Raw genomic sequence first — 20,130 nt, 5'->3', positions numbered from 1 at the left:
GCACTCTAGGGGCGTGGCCTCCCTCTCCCCGCAGCCCCAAGTCGTCCCTCCCGCACCACACATGGTGGTCTGCGGCGACGACGCTCTCGCCCACCGGCTCGCCGCCGAGCTCTCCGGCGTCTACGGCGAGCGCGTCACCCTCGTCGTGCCGCCCGCCCGCGACGGCCGTCCCCGCCCCGCCGTGCCCGGCCGCGCCGCCACCCTCCTCGGACGGGTGACCGGCGTGGTGGGCCGTACCGCCGGAGCCAACGGCGGCGCGGGCACCGGGAGTCCGCCCGGCGCCCCCGTACGCGTCGTGCGGGCGCCCGAGCCCGACGACGAGGCGCTCGACGAGGCCGGGGTGGCCGGCGCCACCGCGCTCGCCCTCGTCTATGACGACGACGAGACCAACATCCACGCCGCACTGCGCGCCCGCCGCGTCAACCCCCGGCTGCGGCTCGTCATCCGGATGTACAACCGCAGGCTCGGCCAGCGGCTGGAGGAGCTCCTCGACCAGGCCGCCCGGATGGGCAACGGCGACCCGGACGGCCCCGGTGCCGCCGAAGCGACCACCACCGTCCTCTCGGACGCCGACACCGCGGCACCCGCGCTCGTCGCGGCGGCCGTCTCCGGCCACTCCAAGGTCATCGAGGCGGGCGGGCTGCTGCTGAGAGCCGTCGAGAGGCCCCCGCTCGCCCCCGGCGACCGCGACCGCCCCGGCGCCAGGACCGTGGCCCTGCTCTCCCCGGCACGCCCGGACGGCATCGACGGGGACGGGCCCGTGATGCTGCCGGACGCGGACCCGGCGGCGTCGGGCGGCCGCGGCCGCATCGTCCTGGAGCGGGTCCACTATCCGGGAGCGCCGCAGCGCGCGCCGCGGCTGACGGCCCGCAGCCTGCCCCTGGGGTCGTTCTTCTCGCCCCGGCTGCGCTGGGCCCTCGGCTGCCTGGCGGCCGCCGTCCTCGGGCTGGCCGTCGCCTCCTGGCTGGTCACCGACGCCAACCCCACGCACGCCGCCTACCTCTCCCTCCTCGACCTCTTCGCCATCAACGACCCGGCGATCGGCCAGCCGCTCGGCCGGCAGATCCTCCAGCTCCTCTCCGGCCTCGCCGGGCTGCTGCTGCTCCCGCTGCTGGTCGCCGCCGCACTGGAAGGGCTCGGCACCTTCCGTTCGGCCTCCGCCCTGCGCCGCCCGCCGCGCGGGCTGTCCGGCCATGTGGTGCTGCTCGGCCTCGGCAAGATCGGCTCCCGGGTGCTGGCCCGGCTGCGCGAACTCGACATCCCGGTGGTCTGCGTGGAGCGCGACCCGCAGGCCCGCGGGGTGGCGCTGGCGCGCTCGCTGCGGGTGCCGACCGTCATCGGTGACGTCACGGAGGAGGGCGTGCTGGAGGCCGCCAAGATCGGTGAGAGCCGCACGCTGCTCGCGCTCACCAGCAGCGACACCACCAACCTCGAAGCCGTGCTGTACGCCCGCGCGGTCAGGCCCGGCGTCGGCGTGGTCATGCGGCTCTACGAGGACCGGTTCTCCAAGGCCGTCTACCGCACGCTGCGCGTCTCCCACCCCCGGGCGCGGACCCGCACGCGCAGCGTCTCCTATCTGGTCGCCCCGGCCTTCGCCGGCGCGATGATGGGCCGTCAGATCCTGGGTGCCGTACCCGTGGAGCGGCGGGTGCTCCTCATCGCCGCGGTGGAGGCCGGAAGCCACCCGGGGCTGGCGGGCCGCACGGTCGCCGAGGCGTTCGAGCCGGGCGCCTGGCGCGTCCTCGCCCTGGCCGCGGAGGGCGCGGGCGAGACTCCCCGCCCGCCGGACGGGTCCGCCGACGGCGGCGACGCTCACGTCCTGCGCCCCGACGACCGCGTCGTGGTCGCCGCCACCCGCCAGGGCCTCGCCGAACTGCTGGGCCGGCGCCCTGTGCCGCGGCCGCGGAGCGATGTCGGATGACGGCCGTGCTTCGGGGGTCTGGGGGCTTGCCCCCAGTTCCGGGAAGGGGCGGGTAGGGGAACAAGCCCGCCGCAGGCGCAGACAACCCGCACCCAAGCGCCGCAACAGTGGCGCATGCCGAACATGCGCGGCAGCGTCGACCAGCCCTCACGCCGCTGCCATGGGCTCCGCCCCTGTCCCGTACGGGACAGGCGCTGCCGGGCTTCGCGGACGCGCCCGCGAGGTGCTCCGCCAAGGGCGGCGATCAGCCGTCGTCCATGACGGTCACCACACGTCTCCCGGCCGCCAGTCGCAGATCAGCTCCCCGCCCAGGTCGACGTCCACGCGCGGAAGCACGTAGATGCACCCGTCCTCCTCCGCCGTCCGTTCCACCCCTGCGGGGGCGAGCACCGACGTCGGGCCCTGCCACCGCCGCCAGCCCCGCCCCTCGTACAGGGGGACGGCTCCGGCCGCCGCGCCGAGGGCGCCCAGTTCGTAGCAGCCGTCGCGCAGTACCCGCTCCAGCGCCTCCATCACGGCCGACGCGACACCCCGGCGGCGCCGGTCGGCGCGGACCGCCACGGCCTCCACGTAGCCGGTGCGCAGGGCGCGGCCGCCGTGCAGCAGGCGCCGCTGCACCACGGAGCCGTGGCCGATCAGCTCGCCGTTCCCGTACGCGAGAGCGTGCATGCCGCCGACGGTGTGGTCCCAGTCGTCGTCGGTGAAGGTCCCCTCGAAGGCGTGGTCCATCAGGGCGCGGACCGCCGCGAGTTCCGCTGTGCCCAGCTGCGAGGTGTGCGCGGTGCGTACGTCAGTCATACCGGGCATGGTGTCATCCCGGACCCCGCCGAGGACGGCCCCGACCGGCCGGACCGGGGTCACGGGAGCACGCGTCAGGACCGCGTCAATACCTGCTGAGCAGCCGCCTCGCGCACCAAATGTCCACAACCATGGCCGTAAGGTCGAACATGCGCGACAGTGCTGCACCTCGGGGCGGACAACCGTCTCGAACACTGTCGCGTTTCGTGAAAGACAATGGGGCCATGGGACGCGGCAAGCTTCGGATCTACCTCGGCGCGGCACCGGGCGTCGGCAAGACGTACGCGATGCTCTCCGAGGCACACCGCCGGGTCGAGCGTGGCACCGACGCCGCCGTCGGCTTCGTGGAACACCACGGCCGACCGCGCACCGAGGTCCTGCTGCACGGCCTGGAGGAGGTGCCCCGGCGGGAGATCGTCTACCGGGGGACCGTCTTCAGCGAGATGGACGTCGACGCGGTGCTGGCCCGCCGCCCCGCCGTTGCCTTCGTCGACGAGCTGGCCCACACCAACGTGCCTGGCTCCCGCAACACCAAGCGGTGGCAGGACGTCGAGGAGCTGCTCCAGGCGGGCATCGACGTCGTCTCGGCCGTCAACATCCAGCACCTCGAATCACTGGGTGACGTGGTCGAGTCGATAACGGGCGTCCGGCAGCAGGAGACCGTCCCCGACGAGGTCGTCCGCCGGGCGGACCAGATCGAGCTCGTCGACATGTCGCCGCAGGCCCTGCGCCGCCGCATGGCGCACGGCAACATCTACAAACCGGACAAGGTCGACGCCGCCCTCTCCAACTACTTCCGGCCCGGCAACCTGACCGCGCTGCGCGAGCTGGCGCTGCTGTGGACGGCCGACCGCGTCGACGAGTACCTCCGGCAGTACCGCACCGAGCACAGCGTCTCCACCATCTGGCAGGCCCGCGAGCGCATCGTCGTCGGCCTCACCGGCGGCCCCGAGGGCCGCACCCTGATCCGCCGCGCCTCGCGCATGGCCGCCAAGGGCTCCGGCAGCGAGATCCTCGCCGTCTACATCGCCCGCAGCGACGGCCTCACCTCGGCCTCGCCCAAGGAGCTGGCCGTCCAGCGCACCCTGGTGGAGGACCTCGGCGGGACCTTCCACCACGTGATCGGCGACGACGTGCCGGCCTCGCTGCTGGAATTCGCCCGCGGGGTCAACGCCACCCAGATCGTGCTCGGCTCCAGCCGCCGCAAGACCTGGCAGTACATCTTCGGCCCCGGCGTCGGCCAGACCGTCGCCCGGGAATCCGGGCCCGACCTCGACGTCCACATCGTCACCCACGAGGAGGTCGCCAAGGGACGCGGCCTGCCCGTCGCCCGCGGCGCCCGCCTCGGCCGGGGCCGCATCGTGGGCGGCTGGCTCGCCGGCGTCGTCGCCCCCGCCCTGCTCAGCCTGCTGCTCACGCACATCGACCCGGACCTCGGTCTGGCCAACGACATGCTGCTGTTCCTGTGCATGACGGTCGCGGCCGCGCTGCTCGGCGGACTCCTCCCGGCACTCGCCTCGGCGGCCTTCGGCTCGCTGCTGCTGAACTACTACTTCGTCGAACCGGTGCACCGGCTGACGATCACCGACCCCAAGAACATCGTCGCCATCACGATCTTCGTGTTCGTCGCGGTCTCCGTGGCGTCCGTGGTGGACCTCGCCGCCCGCCGCACCCACCAGGCCGCCCGGCTGCGCGCCGAGTCCGAGGTGCTGTCCTTCCTCGCCGGCAGCGTCCTGCGCGGCGACACCAGCCTGGACGCCCTCCTGGAGCGGGTCCGGGAGACCTTCGCGATGGAGTCCGTCGCCCTGCTGGAGCGCGTCAGCGAGGTCGACCCCTGGACCTGTGCGAGCAGCGTCGTCACCAGCACCGGCAAGCCCCTGCTGCGCCCCGAGGACGCCGACGTGGACATGCCGGTGGGCGACAACATGGCCCTGGCCCTCTCCGGCCGGGTGCTGCCCGCCGAGGACCGCCGCGTGCTCGCCGCCTTCGCCGCGCAGGCCGCGGTCTTCCTCGACCGGCAGCGGCTCGTCGGCGAGGCCGAGCGGGCCCAGGAGCTCGCCGAGGGCAACCGGATCCGCACCGCCCTGCTGGCCGCCGTCAGCCACGACCTGCGCACACCGCTCGCCGCGATCAAGGCCGCGGTGACCTCCCTCCGCTCCGAGGACATCGCCTGGTCCGAGGAGGACGAGGCCGAGCTGCTCGCGGGCATCGAGGACGGCGCGGACCGCCTGGACCACCTCGTCGGCAACCTCCTCGACATGTCCCGGCTCCAGACCGGCACCGTCACCCCGCTGATCCGCGAGATCGACCTCGACGAGGTGGTCCCGATGGCGCTGGGCGGGGTCCCCGAGGGCAGCGTCGCCCTCGACATCCCCGAGACGCTGCCCATGGTGGCCGTCGACCCGGGGCTGCTGGAGCGCAGCGTCGCCAACATCGTCGAGAACGCCGTGAAGTACAGCCCCGGCGGCACGCACGTCCTCGTCGCCGCCAGCGCCCTCGGCGAGCGCGTGGAGGTGCGCGTGGCCGACCGGGGGCCCGGGGTCCCCGACAGCGCCAAGGACCGCATCTTCGAGCCCTTCCAGCGCTACGGTGACGCTCCGCGCGGTGCCGGCGTCGGCCTCGGCCTCGCCGTCGCCCGGGGCTTCGCGGAGGCCATGGGCGGCACGCTCACCGCCGAGGACACCCCGGGCGGCGGGATGACCATGGTCCTCACGCTGCGGGTGGCCGCGGGCCACCCGCCCGTACGCCCGGAACTGCCGGCCCATGCCACCTCCTGACCCACAGCGACACCCGGGCCACGCCCCGGACAGACAGCTCACCGACCAAGACCCCGGGCCCAGTGGATGGGCCCGAACGAACAGCAGAGGTGGTTCCGAATGAACCGGGTGCTCGTGGTGGATGACGAGCCGCAGATCGTCCGCGCTCTCGTGATCAACCTCAAGGCGCGGAAGTACGAGGTCGACGCCGCTCCCGACGGCGCCACGGCACTCCAGCTCGCCGCCGCCCGCCACCCCGACGTGGTCATCCTCGACCTCGGCCTGCCCGACATGGACGGCGTCGAGGTGATCAAGGGGCTGCGCGGCTGGACCCGGGTGCCGATCCTCGTCCTCTCCGCCCGGCAGACCTCCGACGAGAAGGTGGAGGCGCTCGACGCGGGCGCGGACGACTACGTCACCAAGCCCTTCGGCATGGACGAGCTGCTCGCCCGGCTGCGCGCCGCCGTCCGGCGCGCGGAGCCGACCGGGCCGTCCGCCGCGGGCGACGACGCGATCGTCGAGACCGAGGTCTTCACCGTCGACCTCGCGGCGAAGAAGGTCAACCGCGGGGGCCGCGACGTCCGGCTCACCCCGACCGAGTGGCACCTGCTGGAGGTCCTGGTCCGCAACACGGGCCGTCTGGTCAGCCAGAAGCAGCTCCTCCAGGAGGTCTGGGGTCCCTCCTACGGCACGGAGACCAACTACCTCCGGGTCTACATGGCCCAGCTCCGCCGCAAGCTCGAACTGGACCCGTCCCACCCGAAGCACTTCATCACGGAGCCGGGGATGGGGTACCGCTTCGAGGTGTGAGGGGGTGTGGGGGTGTCGGCCGGGGGTCCGGGGGTTGTCCCCCGGGGGATGCCGTATCACGGAGCCGGGGATGGGGTACCGCTTCGAGGTGTGAGGGGTGTGAGGGCGACGAAGCGCGTGTGGGTCACCTGTATGACGCACGGGCCCCGCGCGGATGGGCCGACGGTACGCTTGATTCATGAGTGCCGTACCCCGTTCCGAGAAGCCGACCGGCCGTTTCCGCCGGATGCTCGACCGGCTGTCCACCTCGCAGGAGGACCTGCACTCCGCGGAGCTGCAACAGGACGCGGAGGCCGTCGGCTGCACGCGCATCTGCGACTGCGACGACCGGCAGATAGTCAAGGTCACCGGCACCCTGCGGACCGTCACGCTCCGCCCCCGTGCCGGGGTGCCCGCGCTGGAGGCGGAGCTGTTCGACGGCTCGGCGGCGCTCGATGTGGTGTGGCTCGGCCGCCGTTCCATCGTCGGCATCGAACCCGGCCGTAAGCTGATCGCCTCCGGCCGGGTCTCCATGAGCCGTGGACGCCGGGTGCTGTTCAATCCCAAGTACGAACTCCGACCGCTCGGACAGGAGTAGCGGGTGACGTCTCTCGACAAGCCGACGGACCAGCAGGAGCAGGGCGCCGACGGCGCCGACGCGAGATCGGCCACCGAGGCGGCCCTCTTCGAGGCGTTCGGCGGAGTGCGGGGCATGGTCGAGACGACCGTGCCGGGCCTGGTCTTCGTGGCGATCTACACCGTCAAGCGGGACATCCACGTCGCGGCCATCGCGGCGCTCGGCCTGTCCCTGGTGCTGGGCGTCGCGCGCCTCGTCGGCAAGGACACCCTCAAGCACGCGTTCAGCGGTGTCTTCGGGGTCGCCTTCGGCGCGGTCTTCGCGATGATGTCCGGCGACGCCAAGAACTTCTACCTGCCGGGCATGCTCTACAGCCTCGGGCTGGCCGTGGCGTACATCGTCACCTCGATCGCCGGCTATCCGCTGCTCGGCCTGATCCTCGGCCCGGTGTTCAAGGAGAACCTCTCCTGGCGCACCCGCAACCCCGGCCGCAAGGTCGCCTACACCAAGGCCAGCTGGGCCTGGGGGCTCATCCTGCTCGCCAAGTCGGCGATCCTCTTCCCACTCTACTGGTGGGGCGACGCGACCTCCCTGGGCTGGGTCAAGGTGGCCCTCGGCATCCCGCCGATGCTGCTCTCCGTCTACCTGACGTGGATCTTCCTGGCGAAGGCCCCGGCGCCGATCGACGTGTTCGCGGAGATGGAAGCGGCCGAGCGCGCGCAGCGCGCGGAGCCGGAGTCTGTGGTGCGGGACGCTTCTTAGCGCTGAGGTTCGTTGCGCGGGGCTCTGCCCCGGACCCCGGTCCTCAAACGCCGGACGGGCTGGATTTTCGCGGACTGTGGTCCGCAGGCTGCGGGTCAACCCGCAAATCCAGCCCGTCCGGTGTTTTGCCGTCTGCCACCTCGTCAGTCCGTGACGTCCTCGCGGCGCACCGACAGCAGGTCCTCCAGCTGCTCCTCGCGCGCCGGGGCCGCCACGAAGAGGAGCTCGTCGCCCGCCTCCAGCGCGTCCTCCTTGTTGGGGGTCAGCACGCGGTTGCCGCGGATGATGGTCACCAGCGAGGTGTCCTCCGGCCAGTCCACGTCACCCACGCGCGTGCCCGCCAGGGCGGACTCCGGCGGCAGGGTCAGCTCGACGAGGTTGGCGTCACCCTGGCTGAAGCGCATCAGGCGCACCAGGTCACCGACGCTCACGGCCTCCTCGACCAGGGCCGACATCAGGCGCGGGGTCGAGACGGCGACGTCCACGCCCCAGGACTCGTTGAAGAGCCACTCGTTCTTGGGGTTGTTCACCCGGGCCACGACCCGCGGCACCCCGTACTCCGTCTTCGCGAGCAGCGAGACGACCAGGTTGACCTTGTCGTCACCCGTCGCGGCGATCACCACGTTGCAGCGCTGGAGCGCCGCCTCGTCGAGCGAGGTGATCTCGCACGCGTCGGCCAGCAGCCACTCCGCGAGCGGCACGCGCTCCACCGAGATGGCGGTGGGCGCCTTGTCGACGAGCAGCACCTCGTGCCCGTTCTCCAGCAGCTCACCCGCGATCGAACGCCCGACGGCGCCCGCACCGGCAATAGCGACCCTCATCGTGCCTGTTCTCCGTTCGCTTCTCCGCCCACGCGGCGAAAGCGCGCGTTGTCCCTCGTCTGCGGCCCGGCGGCCGCGTGCGCGTCGCTCACCGGTGCGCCTCCTCAGGACCCTCGGCACACGCCGCCTCGACCTTTTCGACCTCGTCCGTGCGCATCATGACGTGCACCAGGTCGCCCTCTTGGAGGACCGTCTGCGACGTCGGCAGCATCGCTTCACCCAGCCGGGTGAGGAACGCCACGCGCACGCCCGTCTCGTCCTGGAGCCGGCTGATCTTGTGGCCCACCCAGGAGTCCGCGATGGGCACCTCCGCGAGCTGCACACCGCCGCTCGGGTCGCGCCACAGGGGCTCCGCGCCGGACGGCAGCAGCCGTCGCAGCATCTGGTCCGCCGTCCAGCGCACGGTGGCCACCGTGGGGATGCCCAGGCGCTGGTAGACCTCGGCGCGCCGGGGGTCGTAGATGCGGGCCGCGACATTCTCGACGCCGAACATCTCCCGGGCCACCCGGGCCGCGATGATGTTGGAGTTGTCGCCGCTGCTGACCGCGGCGAACGCCCCGGCCTCCTCGATGCCCGCCTCGCGCAGGGTGTCCTGGTCGAAGCCGACGCCGGTCACCCGCCGGCCGCCGAAGCCGGAGCCCAGGCGCCGGAAGGCGGTGGGGTCCTGGTCGATCACGGCGACCGTGTGACCCTGCTGCTCAAGGGTCTGCGCGAGGGCCGAGCCCACTCGGCCGCAGCCCATGATCACGATGTGCATGACGATTACCCCGTGCTCCGGACTACCGCGCTGACCTGCACCAACAACCTGCTCACATCTTCCCTTGTTGTTCTTCTGTTCGGAGCCTGGGCTTCGCCCGGGTCCAATGGGTCCACCGTAGCTGTTGTCGCGGTGTCGGCCACGCAGTGGTGGGGGGTGACCGCCGGGCGCCGGGGGGCGTCGCGGCCCGCGGCGGGGGCGCCCCGCGGAGCGCGTCCGGGGGCCGGAATCGGGGTCTCCGGGTGACACGTGCCCCCTCCGCGGCCGGGGGCACGGGGATCCGGCCGTCCGGAGCGGACCCGGCCCGAGGGTGTCGCAACTGATGACTGATCGTCAACCATGGCGTGGGCAGGTCGAGTTGCGGTCGACGGGGAGGGGCGTCGCGTAGGCCGCTCGTCGACGATCGCGACCCCTTCACCTGCTGACCGGCGGGCGGACTGCGTACGTGGCCTGTTTCCTGCCCGGTTCGACGGCCGGGGTGCCCGAGGTCCGGGCCGTGCGAACCCTCGGCCGGCCGGAGGGCGGGCCCCGCGGCGTCCGCTCCGGCGCCACCGGCTGTCGTTCGCTCCGTGGCTCCATCGGCTGTCGCTCGCCCGGCGGCGCCATCGGCCTCGGCGTCGTCATCCGCCCCGCAGTGATCATTCCCGGGCGTGCGCCACGGCGCGAGTGGCGCGATCATCGCGCTGTCCGGCGCCGGGGAGGGGTTCGAGGAAGCGGCCGTCAGTGCGGCCCCGCCGACCGTCCTGACCGGCGCGGACTTCCCCGGCCGGCGACGGGGTACCGGCACCGGCTGAGCGGACCGGCGCGTTCAGGCAGCCGCGTTCGTGACGCCCCCTCACCGGGCTGTCGGGGCAGCCCTCGTACGGTTGCCTCGTACGAGGGATCGGTGCGGATGCCTGTTCGGTAAAGCGTGGGCGAAGATCGGCCACGCGGCCGCTCGCGTGGTTAGGATGATCGGCGTATTCCGCTTCCGGGCGGGACGTTCAGGACAGCGACCCCGTACAGCCGACCGTATGCCCCCTTCGCCCGCGAGGAATTGATGTCACATCACATACCGGAGGCGGTGAGCTGGTGCCTGGCCGCCGCGCTGGTCGCCGTGGCGGTGCTGCTGGTGCGCCAGCGAGGTATCACCGCCGCCGTGCGCAGGCGCGTCGCCGCACTGGAGGACAGCCTCCAGGCACGTGACACCGAGGTCAGGCACCTGGTCACCGTCCGGCTCCCGGCCGTCACGGCGTCCATGCACCAGCCGGTGCCCCTGCCCGGACTGCTCGACGAGCGGCTCGGCGGCACCGTCTTCGCCCAGGGCCTCCAGGCCGTGATGGACACCTTCACCCAGGCGGTCGACAAGGCCCAGGCCCGCGCCGACCAGTCCGCGAAGGCCGCGCTCAAGGCCTCCATGCGCGCCCTCCAGGGCCTCGCGCACGAACAGCAGCTGGCCATCTCCGACATGCAGGAGCGGCACGACAACCCCGACGTGCTGCGCGACCTGCTCCAGATCGACCACGCCAACTCCCAGTTCGGCCGCCGCGCCCAGGCCATCGCCGTCCTCTGCGGATCCTGGCCCGGAAGGCAGCGCGCCGCCTCCCCGCTCACCGACGTCGTCCGCGGCGCCACCTCCCGCATCCGCGACTACCGCCGCGTCAAGGTGCACAACCACGCCGACGTCGCCGTCGTCAGCCGGGCCGTGGAACCCGTCGTCCTCGCCGTCGCCGAGCTCCTGGACAACGCCGCCCGCCACTCCCAGCCCAACACCGTCGTCGAGGTCGGTCTCCAGCCCGTGCACAACGGCGCCTGTGTGGTCATCGACGACGCGGGCGTCGGCATGAACGCCCAGGAGGTCCAGCGCGCCGCCGCCCTCCTCTCCGGCCAGCGCACCGTGGACGTCTCCCGGCTCGGCGACCCCCCGCAGTTCGGCTTCCCCGTCATCGGGGTGCTCGCCTCCCGCTACGGCTTCAGCGTCTCCGTCGACACCCGCTCGCCTTACGGCGGCGTACGGGCCGTCCTCTTCCTGCCCAGCGTCCTGCTCAGCCAGATCGACCTCGACGGGCCCGACACCACCCCGCTGGCGCCGCCTTCCCGCGAGAACGGCCCGGCCCGTACGGCCGCGGGCGCCGTACGCGCGCCGGAGCACCGGGTGCCCGCGCCACGGGAACACCCCGAGCCTGCGCCCGACGTCTTCCCGCCGTCCGCCATGCCCCCGGCGGACGCCGGAGCCGTCACCGGCTCCACGGCCGGCGGGCTCCCCAAGCGCCGCCGCCGGCAGCCCGCGCCCCAGCAGCCGGCCGCGCCCCTGCCCGCCGAGCGGCCCGCCGGGCCCTCCGCCGTGCCCGACGGGCCGCCCGCGCCCGGCCCCGCCGCGGCGGCCCCCGAGCGGACCGCGGAGGAGACCGCCCGCCGCATGGGCGCCTTCGCCCGCGGCACCCGCTCCGGCCGTGCGGACAGCACAGGCCCCGCCGGTCACCCCGACCCGGCACCCGCAGACGACGAAGGGAACCCGTACGCGTGAACGACCACCTCACCAACGAGCTCGGCTGGATGCTCGACGAGGTCGTGAAGATGCCGGAGGCCCGGCACGCGATCCTCCTCTCCGCCGACGGGATGCTCCGCGCCCGCTCCGGGGGCATCGACCGCGACGAGGCCGAGCGGCAGGCCGCGGCGCTCTCCGGACTCCAGTCGATCAGCCGCTCCACCTCGGAGTTCTGCGCCCGCCAGAACCAGCAGGACACCCCCTGGCGGCAGACCCTCGTGGAATTCGCCCACGGCTACGTCTTCCTGATAGCCGCCGGCCCCGGCGCCTACCTCGCCGTCTCCACCACCGCGGACGTCGACATGGAAGCCGTCACCTACCGCATGCAGAAGCTGGTCGACCGGCTGGGGAAGGAGCTCACCAGCCCGCCCCGGCAGGCCGCCTGGCACGGCACGGGCACCCCATGACACCCCCGGCGCCGAGGCGCGGACAGGGATTAGTGCGGCCGTACGTCGTCACCGACGGCCGAGCCCACCCCACCCGCAACACCTTCGACCTGGTCACGTTGGTCATCGCCCAGTACGACCGGCCGCTCGGCGGGCTCAGCCCCGAAAAGCGCCGGCTCATGGAGCTCTGCCTCGGCGGCCCGCTGTCGGTCGCCGAGATCGCCGGACACCTGATGCTGCCCGTCAGCGTCACCAAGGTGCTGCTCGGCGACCTCGTCGACAGCGGCCACCTCATCACCCGGGCCCCCATCCCCTCGGCACAACTCCCCGAGGCCCAGATCCTTCAGGAGGTACTGGATGGACTCCGCGCTCGCCTCTGAGGGAGCGGTCTATCTGCGGCAGAGCGTGCGAACAGCCGCGAAACTCCTCGTCGTGGGCCACTTCGCGGTCGGCAAGACCACCTTCGTCGGCTCCCTTTCGGAGATCCGGCCGCTGCGCACCGAAGAGACCATGACCCAGGCCGGCGCCCTCGTCGACGACCTCGCCGGCATCGAGGGCAAGAGCACCACCACGGTCGCCATGGACTTCGGCCGCGTCACCCTCAGCGACAGCCTCGTCCTCTATCTCTTCGGCGCCCCCGGCCAGCAGCGCTTCACCCGGCTCTGGCAGGACATGACCCGCGGCGCGCTCGGCGCCCTCGTCCTCGCCGACACCCGGCGCCTGGAGCAGTCCTTCGACGTCATGGGACTGCTGGAGGAGCACGGCCTGCCGTACGCCGTGGCCATCAACCACTTCGACGGCGCGCCCGCCCACCCCGAGGAGGAGATCCGCGAGGCCCTCGACCTCCTCCCCGAGACCCCGCTGATCACCTGCGACGCCCGGGACCGGGTCTCCTCCACCCGCGCCCTGATCTCCCTCGTGGAATACCTCCGCAACCGGCAGAGCCAGCAGCCCCGCACCGCCCAGGAGCCCGTGTGACCCACCGCCCCGACGCGGGCGCCGCGCCACCGCCCGCCGTCCCCCCGCCGGGCTGCCCGGCCCACCAGGCGGCGCCCACACCGCTCCACGGGCCGGACTTCGCCGCCGACCCGCACGCCGTCTACCGACGGCTGCGCGCCCAGGGCCCCGCCGCCCCCGTCGAGCTGGCACCCGGCGCCCACGCCGTCCTCGTCACCGACTACCGCGCGGCGCTCGACGTCCTGCGGAGCACCGACAGCTTCGGCAAGGACGCCCGCCGCTGGCGCGCCCTGGCCGACGGCCGCGTCGCCGCCGACAACCCCGTCGTCCCGATGATGGCCTACCGCCCCAACTGCCTCTTCTCCGACGGCGAGGCACACCGGCGGCTGCGCGCCGCCGTCACCGACAGCCTCTCCCGCATCGACCCCAACGCCCTGCGCGGCTACGTCGAGCGCAGCGCCGACACCCTCATCGACCGGTTCGCGACCCTCGGCGAGGCCGATCTCCTCGGCGCGTACGCCAAGATGCTGCCGCTCCTCGTCTTCCAGCAGCTCTTCGGCTGCCCGCCCGAGATCGGCGACCGGCTCGTCGAGGGCTTCTCCGGGATCTTCGACGGCGTTGACCACGAGCGCGCCGACGCCCTCATCACCCAGAGCCTCGTCGAGCTCGTCGGCCTCAAGCACGTCAAGCCCGGCGCGGACATGACCTCCTGGCTGATGGCCCACCCCGCCCGGCTCACCGACGAGGAGATGCTCCACCAGCTCGTCGTCCTCATCGGCGCCGGCACCGAGCCCCAGCAGAACCTCATCGCCAACGCCCTGCGGCTGCTGCTCGCCGACGACCGCTTCGCGGGCGACCTCGCGGGCGGCAGCATGCCCGTGGAGGACGCCCTCGACGAGGTCCTCTGGCTCGACCCGCCGATGGCCAACTACGGCGTCCACTACCCCTTCCACGACCTCGAACTCGGCGGCGTGCCGCTGCGCGCCGGGGAGCCCGTCGTGGTGAGCTTCGCCGCCGCCAACACCGACCCCTCCCTGCTGTCCGACCAGCGCTCCGGCAACCGCGCCCACCTCGCCTGGAGCGCGGGCCCGCACACCTGCCCGGCCAAGGACGCCGCCCGGCTCATCGCCGCCGTGGCGGTCGAGAAGCTCCTCGACCGCCTGCCCGACCTCGAACTGGCCGTCCCCGCCGACCGCCTGGTCTGGCGGCCCGGCCCCTTCCACCGCGCCCTGACCGCCCTGCCCGTGCGCTTCCCGCCCGTGCACCCCACCCGGCCCGCACCCGCCCCGGCCGGCCCCCACGCGCAGTCCCTCCACCAGCCCCCTCGTCAGCCGGCCGACACCCCTGGAGACAGTCGATGGAAAGCCAGCTCGCCCCCCTCCGTATCGACCCCACAGGCCGTGACATCCACGGAGAGGCAGCCCGCGTCAGGGCCCGGGGCGCCGCAACGCCCGTGGAGCTTCCTGGCCAGGTGGTGGCGTGGGCAATAACCACCCAGCCCCTCCTCAAGCAGCTGCTCACCGACCCCCGCGTCTCCAAGGACCCGCGCCGGCACTGGCCGGCCTGGATCAACGGTGAGATCTCCCCGGAATGGCCGCTGTTCACCTGGGTCGCCGTGCAGAACATGTTCACCGCCTACGGCAGCGACCACAAACGGCTGCGCACCCTCGTCTCCAAGGCCTTCACCGCCCGCCGCACCGCCGCCCTGCGCCCCCGCATCGAGCAGCTGACCGCGGGCCTCCTCGACGACCTCGCCGCCCGCCCGCACGGCACCCCCGTCGACCTCCGCGAGGACTACGCCTACCCCATTCCCATCCAGGTCATCTGTGAGCTCTTCGGCGTCACCGACGAGGCCACCCGCGAGGGCCTGCGGGCCTGCGTCGACAGCATCTTCCACACCTCCGCCGACCCCGACGAGGTCACCGCGACCCACGCCCGCGTCTACGAGGTCCTCGGCGGCCTGGTCGACCGGAAGCGGGCCACGCCGGGCGACGACATGACCAGCGTCCTGATCTCCGCCCGCGAGGAGGACGGCTCCCGCCTCAGCGAACAGGAGCTCATCGACACCCTCCTGCTCGTCATCAGCGCCGGGCACGAGACCACCGTCAACCTCCTCGACAACGCCGTCCACGCCCTCCTCACCCACCCCGACCAACTCGCCCTCGTGCGCGACGGCGCGGCCGGCTGGGACGACGTGATCGAGGAGACCCTCCGCGTCCAGGCCCCCGTCGCCAACCTGCCGCTGCGCTACGCCACCGAGGACATCGAGCTCGACGGCCTCACCCTCCGCAAGGGCGACGCCATCGTCGCCGCCTACGCGGCGGCCGGACGCGACCCCGCCCTGCACGGCGCGGACGCCGGTGACTTCGACGTCACCCGAGCCGTCAAGGACCACCTCGCCTTCGGCCACGGCGTCCACTACTGCCTCGGCGCGCCCCTCGCGAAGCTCGAAGCGGCCGTCGCCCTGCCCGCCCTCTTCGAACGCTTCCCCCGGCTGCGGCTCGCCACCGACCCCGGCGAGCTGCGGCACGTCGAGTCGTTCATCTCCAACGGACACCGCGCCCTGCCCGCCCTCCTGCACGGCTGACCAGGCTTCTATCAGCCCCCGGCAAGATCGTCCAGCTTTCGGCGCGGGAATGCGGCGTGCGCCACATTCCCGCGCCGGAGGGTGGCGGGTGGGCGTACAACAGACCGAACCCTTACGATCCTCTGCGTGTCCAAATTGACCGACCTGCCGAAACGGATCCTCATCGGCCGGGCGCTGCACAGCAACAAGCTGGGCGAGACCCTTCTCCCCAAACGCATCGCGCTCCCCGTCTTCGCTTCCGACCCGCTCTCCTCCGTGGCATACGCGCCGGGCGAAGTGCTGCTCGTCCTGTCCGTGGCAGGTGTGTCCGCCTACCACTTCAGCCCCTGGATCGCCGTGGCGGTCGTGGTGCTGATGTTCACGGTGGTCGCCTCGTACCGCCAGAACGTGCACGCCTACCCCAGTGGTGGCGGTGACTACGAGGTCGCCAACGTCAACCTCGGCCCCAAGGCGGGCCTCACCGTCGCCAGCGCCCTGCTCGTCGACTACGTCCTGACCGTCGCGGTCTCCATCGCCTCCGGCATCGAGAACCTCGGCTCCGCCATCCCCTTCGTCGTCGAACACAAGACGGCCTGCGCCATCGGCGTGATCGTCCTGCTCACGCTGATGAACCTGCGCGGCGTGCGGGAGTCGGGCAAGCTCTTCGCCATCCCGACCTACGTCTTCGTCGGCGGCGTCTTCATCATGATCGCCTGGGGCGCCTACCGCGGTCTCGTCGCGGGCGACACCATGAAGGCCCCGACCGCCGACTACACCATCCACGCCGAGCACCAGGGCCTCGCCGGCTTCGCCCTCGTCTTCCTGCTGCTGCGTGCTTTCTCCTCCGGCTGCGCCGCCCTCACCGGCGTCGAGGCCATCAGCAACGGCGTCCCCGCCTTCCGCAAGCCCAAGAGCAAGAACGCGGCCAGCACGCTCGCCCTCATGGGCGGCCTCGCGGTCACCATGTTCTGCGGCATCATCGCGCTGGCCATGGTGACCAAGGTGCGGATGGCCGAGAACCCCGCCACCGACCTGCTCAAGGGCGGAGTGCCCGTCGGCGACGGCTACACCCAGAACCCGGTGATCTCCCAGGTCGCCGAGGCGGTCTTCGGGAACGGCTCGTTCCTCTTCATCGTGCTCGCCGCCGCCACCGCCCTCGTCCTCTTCCTGGCCGCCAACACCGCGTACAACGGCTTCCCGCTGCTCGGCTCGATCCTCGCGCAGGACCGCTACCTGCCGCGGCAGCTGCACACCCGCGGCGACCGGCTCGCCTTCTCCAACGGCATCGTGCTGCTCGCCGGTGCCGCCGCCGTCCTCACCTACATCTACGGCGCGGACTCCACCAAGCTGATCCAGCTGTACATCGTCGGCGTCTTCGTCTCCTTCACGCTCAGCCAGACCGGCATGGTGCGGCACTGGAACCGCCACCTGCGCACCGAGACCGACCCGGCCAAGCGCCGCCACATGATGCGCTCCCGGGCCATCAACAGCTTCGGCGCCTTCCTCACCGGCCTGGTCCTCGTCGTCGTCCTGCTGACGAAGTTCACGCACGGTGCCTGGGTCGCCCTGCTCGGCATGGTGATCTTCTACGCCACCATGACGGCCATCCGGAAGCACTACGACCGGGTCGCCGAGGAGATCGCCGTCGACGAGGAACCGGGCGACGAGGCCGTACGCCCGTCCCGGGTGCACTCCATCGTCCTGGTCTCCAAGGTCCACAAGCCGACCCTGCGCGCCCTCGCCTACGCCAAGCTGATGCGCTCCGACACCCTCGAAGCCCTCAGCATCAGCGTCGACCCGGCCGAGACCAAGGCACTGCGCGACGAGTGGCAGCGCCGCTCCGTCGACGTCCCGCTGAAGATCCTCGACTCGCCCTACCGCGAGATCACCCGGCCGATCATCGACTACGTCAAGAGCCTCCGTAAGGAGAGCCCCCGCGACGCGGTCAGTGTCTACATCCCGGAGTACGTGGTCGGCCACTGGTACGAGCACCTGCTGCACAACCAGAGCGCGCTCCGCCTCAAGGGCCGGCTGCTCTTCACGCCCGGGGTGATGGTCACCTCGGTGCCGTGGCAGCTCGACTCCTCCGAAGCGGCCAAGAAGCGGGCCCGCAAGCGTGCCGAGTGGAACGCCCCGGGCTCCGTCCGGCGCGGCCCTGTCACGTCGCCGAAGAAGGAATCCAAGAAGGAACCTAAGAAGGAAGGGGCCGCCACGAAAAAGTAGGCGGCATGAGCAGGGGGTGGTGGGACGTAGACTGAACGGCTGTTGTCCCGCCGCCCCCTCTCACCTCTCTGGAGTCGACCCGCCATGCAGCACGAGACCGAAGCATCGCTGGTCGGCCAGGAGTACGAGGTCGAGGTCGGCCCGGTCGCCCACGGAGGGCACTGCGTCGCCCGCACCGAGGCGGGCCGGGTGCTCTTCGTCCGGCACGCGCTGCCCGGCGAGCGGGTCGTCGCCCGGGTCACCGAGGGCGAGTCGACGTCGCGCTTCCTGCGCGCCGACGCCGTGGAGATCCTGGAGGCGTCCAAGGACCGCGTCGAGGCGCCCTGCCCCTTCTCCGGCCCCGGCAAGTGCGGCGGCTGCGACTGGCAGCACGCCAAGCCCGGCGCCCAGCGGCGCTTCAAGGGCGAGGTCATCGCCGAGCAGCTCCGGCACCTGGCCGGCCTGACCCCCGAGGAGGCCGGCTGGGACGGCACGGTGATGCCGGCCGAGGGCGACAAGCTCCCCGCGGGCGAGGTCCCGGCCTGGCGCACGCGCGTCCAGTACACGATCGACGCCGAGGGCCACGCGGGCCTGCGCAAGCACCGCTCGCACGACGTCCAGGTCATCGACCACTGCATGATCGCCGCGCCCGGCGTCTCCGAGCTCGGCATCGAGAAGCGGGAGTGGCCGCAGATCGCGTCCGTCGAGGCGATCGCCGCCTCCGGCTCCGCCGACCGCCAGGTGATCCTCACCCCGAAGCCGGGCGGCCGGCTGCCGATCGTCGAGCTCGACAAGCCGGTGTCGGTGATGCGCATCGGGGAGTCCCGCGGACAGGGAGGGGACAAGGCCGTCCACCGCGTCCACGGCCGCCCCTTCGTCCGCGAGCGCGCCGACGAGCGCACCTACCGCGTCGGCGAGGGCGGCTTCTGGCAGGTCCACCCGAAGGCCGCCGACACCCTGGTCAAGGCGGTCATGCAGGGCCTCATGCCGCGCAAGGGCGACATGGCCCTCGACCTCTACTGCGGCGTCGGCCTCTTCGCGGGCGCCCTCGGCGAACGCGTCGGCGAGAAGGGCGCGGTCCTCGGCATCGAGTCCAGCAAACGAGCCGTCGAGGACGCCCGCCACAACCTCCAGGACCTCGACCGCGTCCGCATCGAACAGGGCAAGGTCGAAACGGTCCTCCCGCGCACGCGCATCAAGGAAGCCGACATCATCGTCCTGGACCCGCCCCGAGCGGGCGCGGGCAAGCAGACGGTCCGCCACCTCGCATCACTGGGCGCGCGCCGGATCGCCTACGTGGCGTGCGACCCGGCGGCACTGGCACGAGACCTCGCCTACTTCGCGGAGGAGGGGTACCGACCGGTGAAGCTGCGGGCGTTCGATCTCTTTCCGATGACCCATCACGTCGAGTGCGTCGCCATCCTCAAGCCCACGGGAGACCGCGTCTGACCTGCGGTTTTACCCGGTGTGCGTGATGTGCGCTATGGGCGTTAAGGGCGAATTTCTGACGCTGAAATGACGCTCGTGACGCTCTCCTGACGCTCGTGTGACGCTCGTCGGGAGGGTGGCCAGAGGGCACAAAACCGCCCGTCGGCTGGGCTTTGAGTCCGGTCGACGGGCGGCTGCGTTTGGGTAGGGCGAGGGGCCTGCGCAGGCGGCGCGGCACGACCCCCGAAGTCCTTTGACGTGCGCTCACGCCTCCGGAAACAATCCTGTCCCCGCGGATCGTTGTGATCCGCGAGGACGAGGGGGACGGGTGTCGAGTCTGAGGTTGTTCAACGTCGCTGGCGGCGGCGCAGCAGAGGTGGTGCCGGCCACGGCGGTGCGTGAGCGGCATCTGCAGGAGCTGGTCGAGAGGAACATGGAGGCGCTGCTGGGCGTGCGCTTCCTCGCGAGCGAGTACAGTACCGGGCCCCGGCACGGCGGCCGGATCGACTCGCTGGGCCTGGACGAGAACGGCGCGCCCGTCATCGTGGAATACAAGCGTGGCCAGAGCGCAGGTGTGCTCCCCCAGGGCCTCTTCTACCTTTCCTGGCTGACCAACCACCGCGCCGAGTGGTCATGTCCCCTGTAGTGCAACACCGTTGCGTTAGGGCCTGCCGGGAAACAACCCGTCGCTTCCAGTCTGAGGGCTCGTTGTTGTGGTATGGGCATACCGGAGGGAACAGAGGCGTCGCTGGCTGCGAAGTTCGATGCGTTGCTGCCGCATCTGGACGAGCGGCGGTTGGCGCTGGGGGCCGAGGCCCGGTCGCTGGGGCATGGCGGGGTCAGGGTGGTCGCCCGCGCGGCCGGGGTCCGCGAGGGCACAGTC

The 20,130-nt window shown here is 72.2% G+C and carries 17 protein-coding genes and 2 pseudogenes; 16 read left to right on the top strand and 3 right to left on the bottom strand.

The genetic code is table 11. From position 1 onward, the window contains the following. Positions 1 to 61 precede the first annotated feature (61 nt). A complete protein-coding gene (locus tag AB0435_RS24265; protein WP_366427950.1) occupies positions 62 to 1,921 on the top strand; it encodes an NAD-binding protein in 1,860 nt (619 codons plus the stop codon). 264 nt (positions 1,922 to 2,185) lie between these two features. Here AB0435_RS24265 and AB0435_RS24260 read toward each other — a convergent pair whose 3' ends face one another. Further along, on the bottom strand, positions 2,186 to 2,719 hold the full coding sequence (locus tag AB0435_RS24260) for a GNAT family N-acetyltransferase (RefSeq protein WP_366005856.1): 534 nt from the start codon (positions 2,717 to 2,719) through the stop codon (positions 2,186 to 2,188). 224 nt (positions 2,720 to 2,943) lie between these two features. On the opposite strand from AB0435_RS24260, the gene AB0435_RS24255 reads away from it, so the two are divergent. The 4 genes from AB0435_RS24255 to AB0435_RS24240 all read left to right on the top strand — a co-directional run bounded on the left by AB0435_RS24255 (position 2,944) and on the right by AB0435_RS24240 (position 7,603). Then, a complete protein-coding gene (locus AB0435_RS24255) occupies positions 2,944 to 5,496 on the top strand; it encodes a sensor histidine kinase KdpD (RefSeq protein WP_366005855.1) in 2,553 nt (850 codons plus the stop codon). Between the two features lie 99 nt (positions 5,497 to 5,595). Further along, entirely contained in the window at positions 5,596 to 6,285 is a 690-nt protein-coding gene (locus tag AB0435_RS24250) for a response regulator (RefSeq protein WP_116214311.1), read from the top strand. A 178-nt stretch (positions 6,286 to 6,463) separates the two neighbouring features. Further along, positions 6,464 to 6,862: an OB-fold nucleic acid binding domain-containing protein gene (locus AB0435_RS24245; protein WP_366005854.1), complete on the top strand. Its 399-nt coding sequence runs from the start codon at positions 6,464 to 6,466 to the stop codon at positions 6,860 to 6,862. Between the two features lie 3 nt (positions 6,863 to 6,865). Continuing rightward, positions 6,866 to 7,603: a DUF3159 domain-containing protein gene (locus tag AB0435_RS24240; RefSeq protein ID WP_366005853.1), complete on the top strand. Its 738-nt coding sequence runs from the start codon at positions 6,866 to 6,868 to the stop codon at positions 7,601 to 7,603. Positions 7,604 to 7,746: 143 nt separating this feature from the next. On the opposite strand, the gene AB0435_RS24235 is transcribed toward AB0435_RS24240, so the two are convergent. Next, positions 7,747 to 8,424, bottom strand: coding sequence for a TrkA family potassium uptake protein (locus AB0435_RS24235; RefSeq protein WP_366005852.1), 678 nt, complete (start codon positions 8,422 to 8,424; stop codon positions 7,747 to 7,749). Positions 8,425 to 8,512: 88 nt separating this feature from the next. Further along, on the bottom strand, positions 8,513 to 9,181 hold the full coding sequence (locus tag AB0435_RS24230) for a TrkA family potassium uptake protein (RefSeq protein WP_366427944.1): 669 nt from the start codon (positions 9,179 to 9,181) through the stop codon (positions 8,513 to 8,515). Between the two features lie 650 nt (positions 9,182 to 9,831). Here AB0435_RS24230 and AB0435_RS24225 point away from each other — a divergent pair. The 11 genes and pseudogenes from AB0435_RS24225 to AB0435_RS24175 form a co-directional block, all read left to right on the top strand. Continuing rightward, positions 9,832 to 9,975, top strand: coding sequence for a hypothetical protein (locus AB0435_RS24225; RefSeq protein ID WP_366427943.1), 144 nt, complete (start codon positions 9,832 to 9,834; stop codon positions 9,973 to 9,975). A gap of 245 nt (positions 9,976 to 10,220) precedes the next feature. Then, a complete protein-coding gene (locus tag AB0435_RS24220; RefSeq protein ID WP_366005849.1) occupies positions 10,221 to 11,687 on the top strand; it encodes an ATP-binding protein in 1,467 nt (488 codons plus the stop codon). Next, positions 11,684 to 12,115 (top strand): roadblock/LC7 domain-containing protein, encoded by a 432-nt coding sequence (locus AB0435_RS24215; protein WP_366005848.1) that lies wholly within the window; start codon positions 11,684 to 11,686, stop codon positions 12,113 to 12,115. Before AB0435_RS24220 ends, AB0435_RS24215 begins: the two co-directional genes overlap by 4 nt. After that, positions 12,112 to 12,474: a DUF742 domain-containing protein gene (locus tag AB0435_RS24210; protein WP_366005847.1), complete on the top strand. Its 363-nt coding sequence runs from the start codon at positions 12,112 to 12,114 to the stop codon at positions 12,472 to 12,474. The genes AB0435_RS24215 and AB0435_RS24210 overlap by 4 nt, the downstream gene beginning before the upstream one ends. Continuing rightward, positions 12,452 to 13,072: an ATP/GTP-binding protein gene (locus AB0435_RS24205; RefSeq protein WP_366005846.1), complete on the top strand. Its 621-nt coding sequence runs from the start codon at positions 12,452 to 12,454 to the stop codon at positions 13,070 to 13,072. The genes AB0435_RS24210 and AB0435_RS24205 overlap by 23 nt, the downstream gene beginning before the upstream one ends. Continuing rightward, positions 13,069 to 14,541 carry a cytochrome P450 gene (locus AB0435_RS24200; RefSeq protein WP_366005845.1) on the top strand — a complete coding sequence of 491 codons (1,473 nt, stop codon included), beginning with the start codon at positions 13,069 to 13,071 and terminating at the stop codon, positions 14,539 to 14,541. The genes AB0435_RS24205 and AB0435_RS24200 overlap by 4 nt, the downstream gene beginning before the upstream one ends. Then, positions 14,523 to 15,638 carry a cytochrome P450 gene (locus AB0435_RS24195; protein ID WP_366427942.1) on the top strand — a complete coding sequence of 372 codons (1,116 nt, stop codon included), beginning with the start codon at positions 14,523 to 14,525 and terminating at the stop codon, positions 15,636 to 15,638. The genes AB0435_RS24200 and AB0435_RS24195 overlap by 19 nt, the downstream gene beginning before the upstream one ends. Before the next feature lie 126 nt (positions 15,639 to 15,764). Next, complete coding sequence (locus AB0435_RS24190) at positions 15,765 to 17,840, top strand: APC family permease (RefSeq protein ID WP_366005843.1); 2,076 nt, start codon at positions 15,765 to 15,767, stop codon at positions 17,838 to 17,840. A gap of 84 nt (positions 17,841 to 17,924) precedes the next feature. Continuing rightward, positions 17,925 to 19,268: a TRAM domain-containing protein gene (locus AB0435_RS24185; protein WP_366005842.1), complete on the top strand. Its 1,344-nt coding sequence runs from the start codon at positions 17,925 to 17,927 to the stop codon at positions 19,266 to 19,268. A gap of 355 nt (positions 19,269 to 19,623) precedes the next feature. Next, a pseudogene (locus tag AB0435_RS24180) lies at positions 19,624 to 19,878 on the top strand (transporter); the annotation flags it as partial. Between the two features lie 87 nt (positions 19,879 to 19,965). Then, a pseudogene (locus tag AB0435_RS24175) lies at positions 19,966 to 20,130 on the top strand (ISAzo13 family transposase); the annotation flags it as partial.

Origin of the sequence: Streptomyces sp. NPDC051173 (assembly GCF_040689515.1) — a bacterium.
Lineage (GTDB): Bacteria > Actinomycetota > Actinomycetes > Streptomycetales > Streptomycetaceae > Streptomyces.
Note: the sequence above shows the minus strand (reverse complement) of the source record. Positions and strands in the feature narration are given on the sequence as shown.

What these genes read in the sequence shown, in the direction of transcription:
- AB0435_RS24210 (WP_366005847.1), top strand. Translation starts at nt 12,112, where the DNA reads ATGACACCCCCGGCGCCGAGGCGCGGACAGGGATTAGTGCGGCCGTAC.
- AB0435_RS24205 (WP_366005846.1), top strand. Translation starts at nt 12,452, where the DNA reads ATGGACTCCGCGCTCGCCTCTGAGGGAGCGGTCTATCTGCGGCAGAGC.
- AB0435_RS24235 (WP_366005852.1), bottom strand. Translation starts at nt 8,424, where the DNA reads ATGAGGGTCGCTATTGCCGGTGCGGGCGCCGTCGGGCGTTCGATCGCG.
- AB0435_RS24245 (WP_366005854.1), top strand. Translation starts at nt 6,464, where the DNA reads ATGAGTGCCGTACCCCGTTCCGAGAAGCCGACCGGCCGTTTCCGCCGG.
- AB0435_RS24265 (WP_366427950.1), top strand. Translation starts at nt 62, where the DNA reads ATGGTGGTCTGCGGCGACGACGCTCTCGCCCACCGGCTCGCCGCCGAG.
- AB0435_RS24255 (WP_366005855.1), top strand. Translation starts at nt 2,944, where the DNA reads ATGGGACGCGGCAAGCTTCGGATCTACCTCGGCGCGGCACCGGGCGTC.
- AB0435_RS24260 (WP_366005856.1), bottom strand. Translation starts at nt 2,719, where the DNA reads ATGACTGACGTACGCACCGCGCACACCTCGCAGCTGGGCACAGCGGAA.
- AB0435_RS24250 (WP_116214311.1), top strand. Translation starts at nt 5,596, where the DNA reads ATGAACCGGGTGCTCGTGGTGGATGACGAGCCGCAGATCGTCCGCGCT.
- AB0435_RS24185 (WP_366005842.1), top strand. Translation starts at nt 17,925, where the DNA reads ATGCAGCACGAGACCGAAGCATCGCTGGTCGGCCAGGAGTACGAGGTC.
- AB0435_RS24220 (WP_366005849.1), top strand. Translation starts at nt 10,221, where the DNA reads ATGTCACATCACATACCGGAGGCGGTGAGCTGGTGCCTGGCCGCCGCG.
- AB0435_RS24230 (WP_366427944.1), bottom strand. Translation starts at nt 9,181, where the DNA reads ATGCACATCGTGATCATGGGCTGCGGCCGAGTGGGCTCGGCCCTCGCG.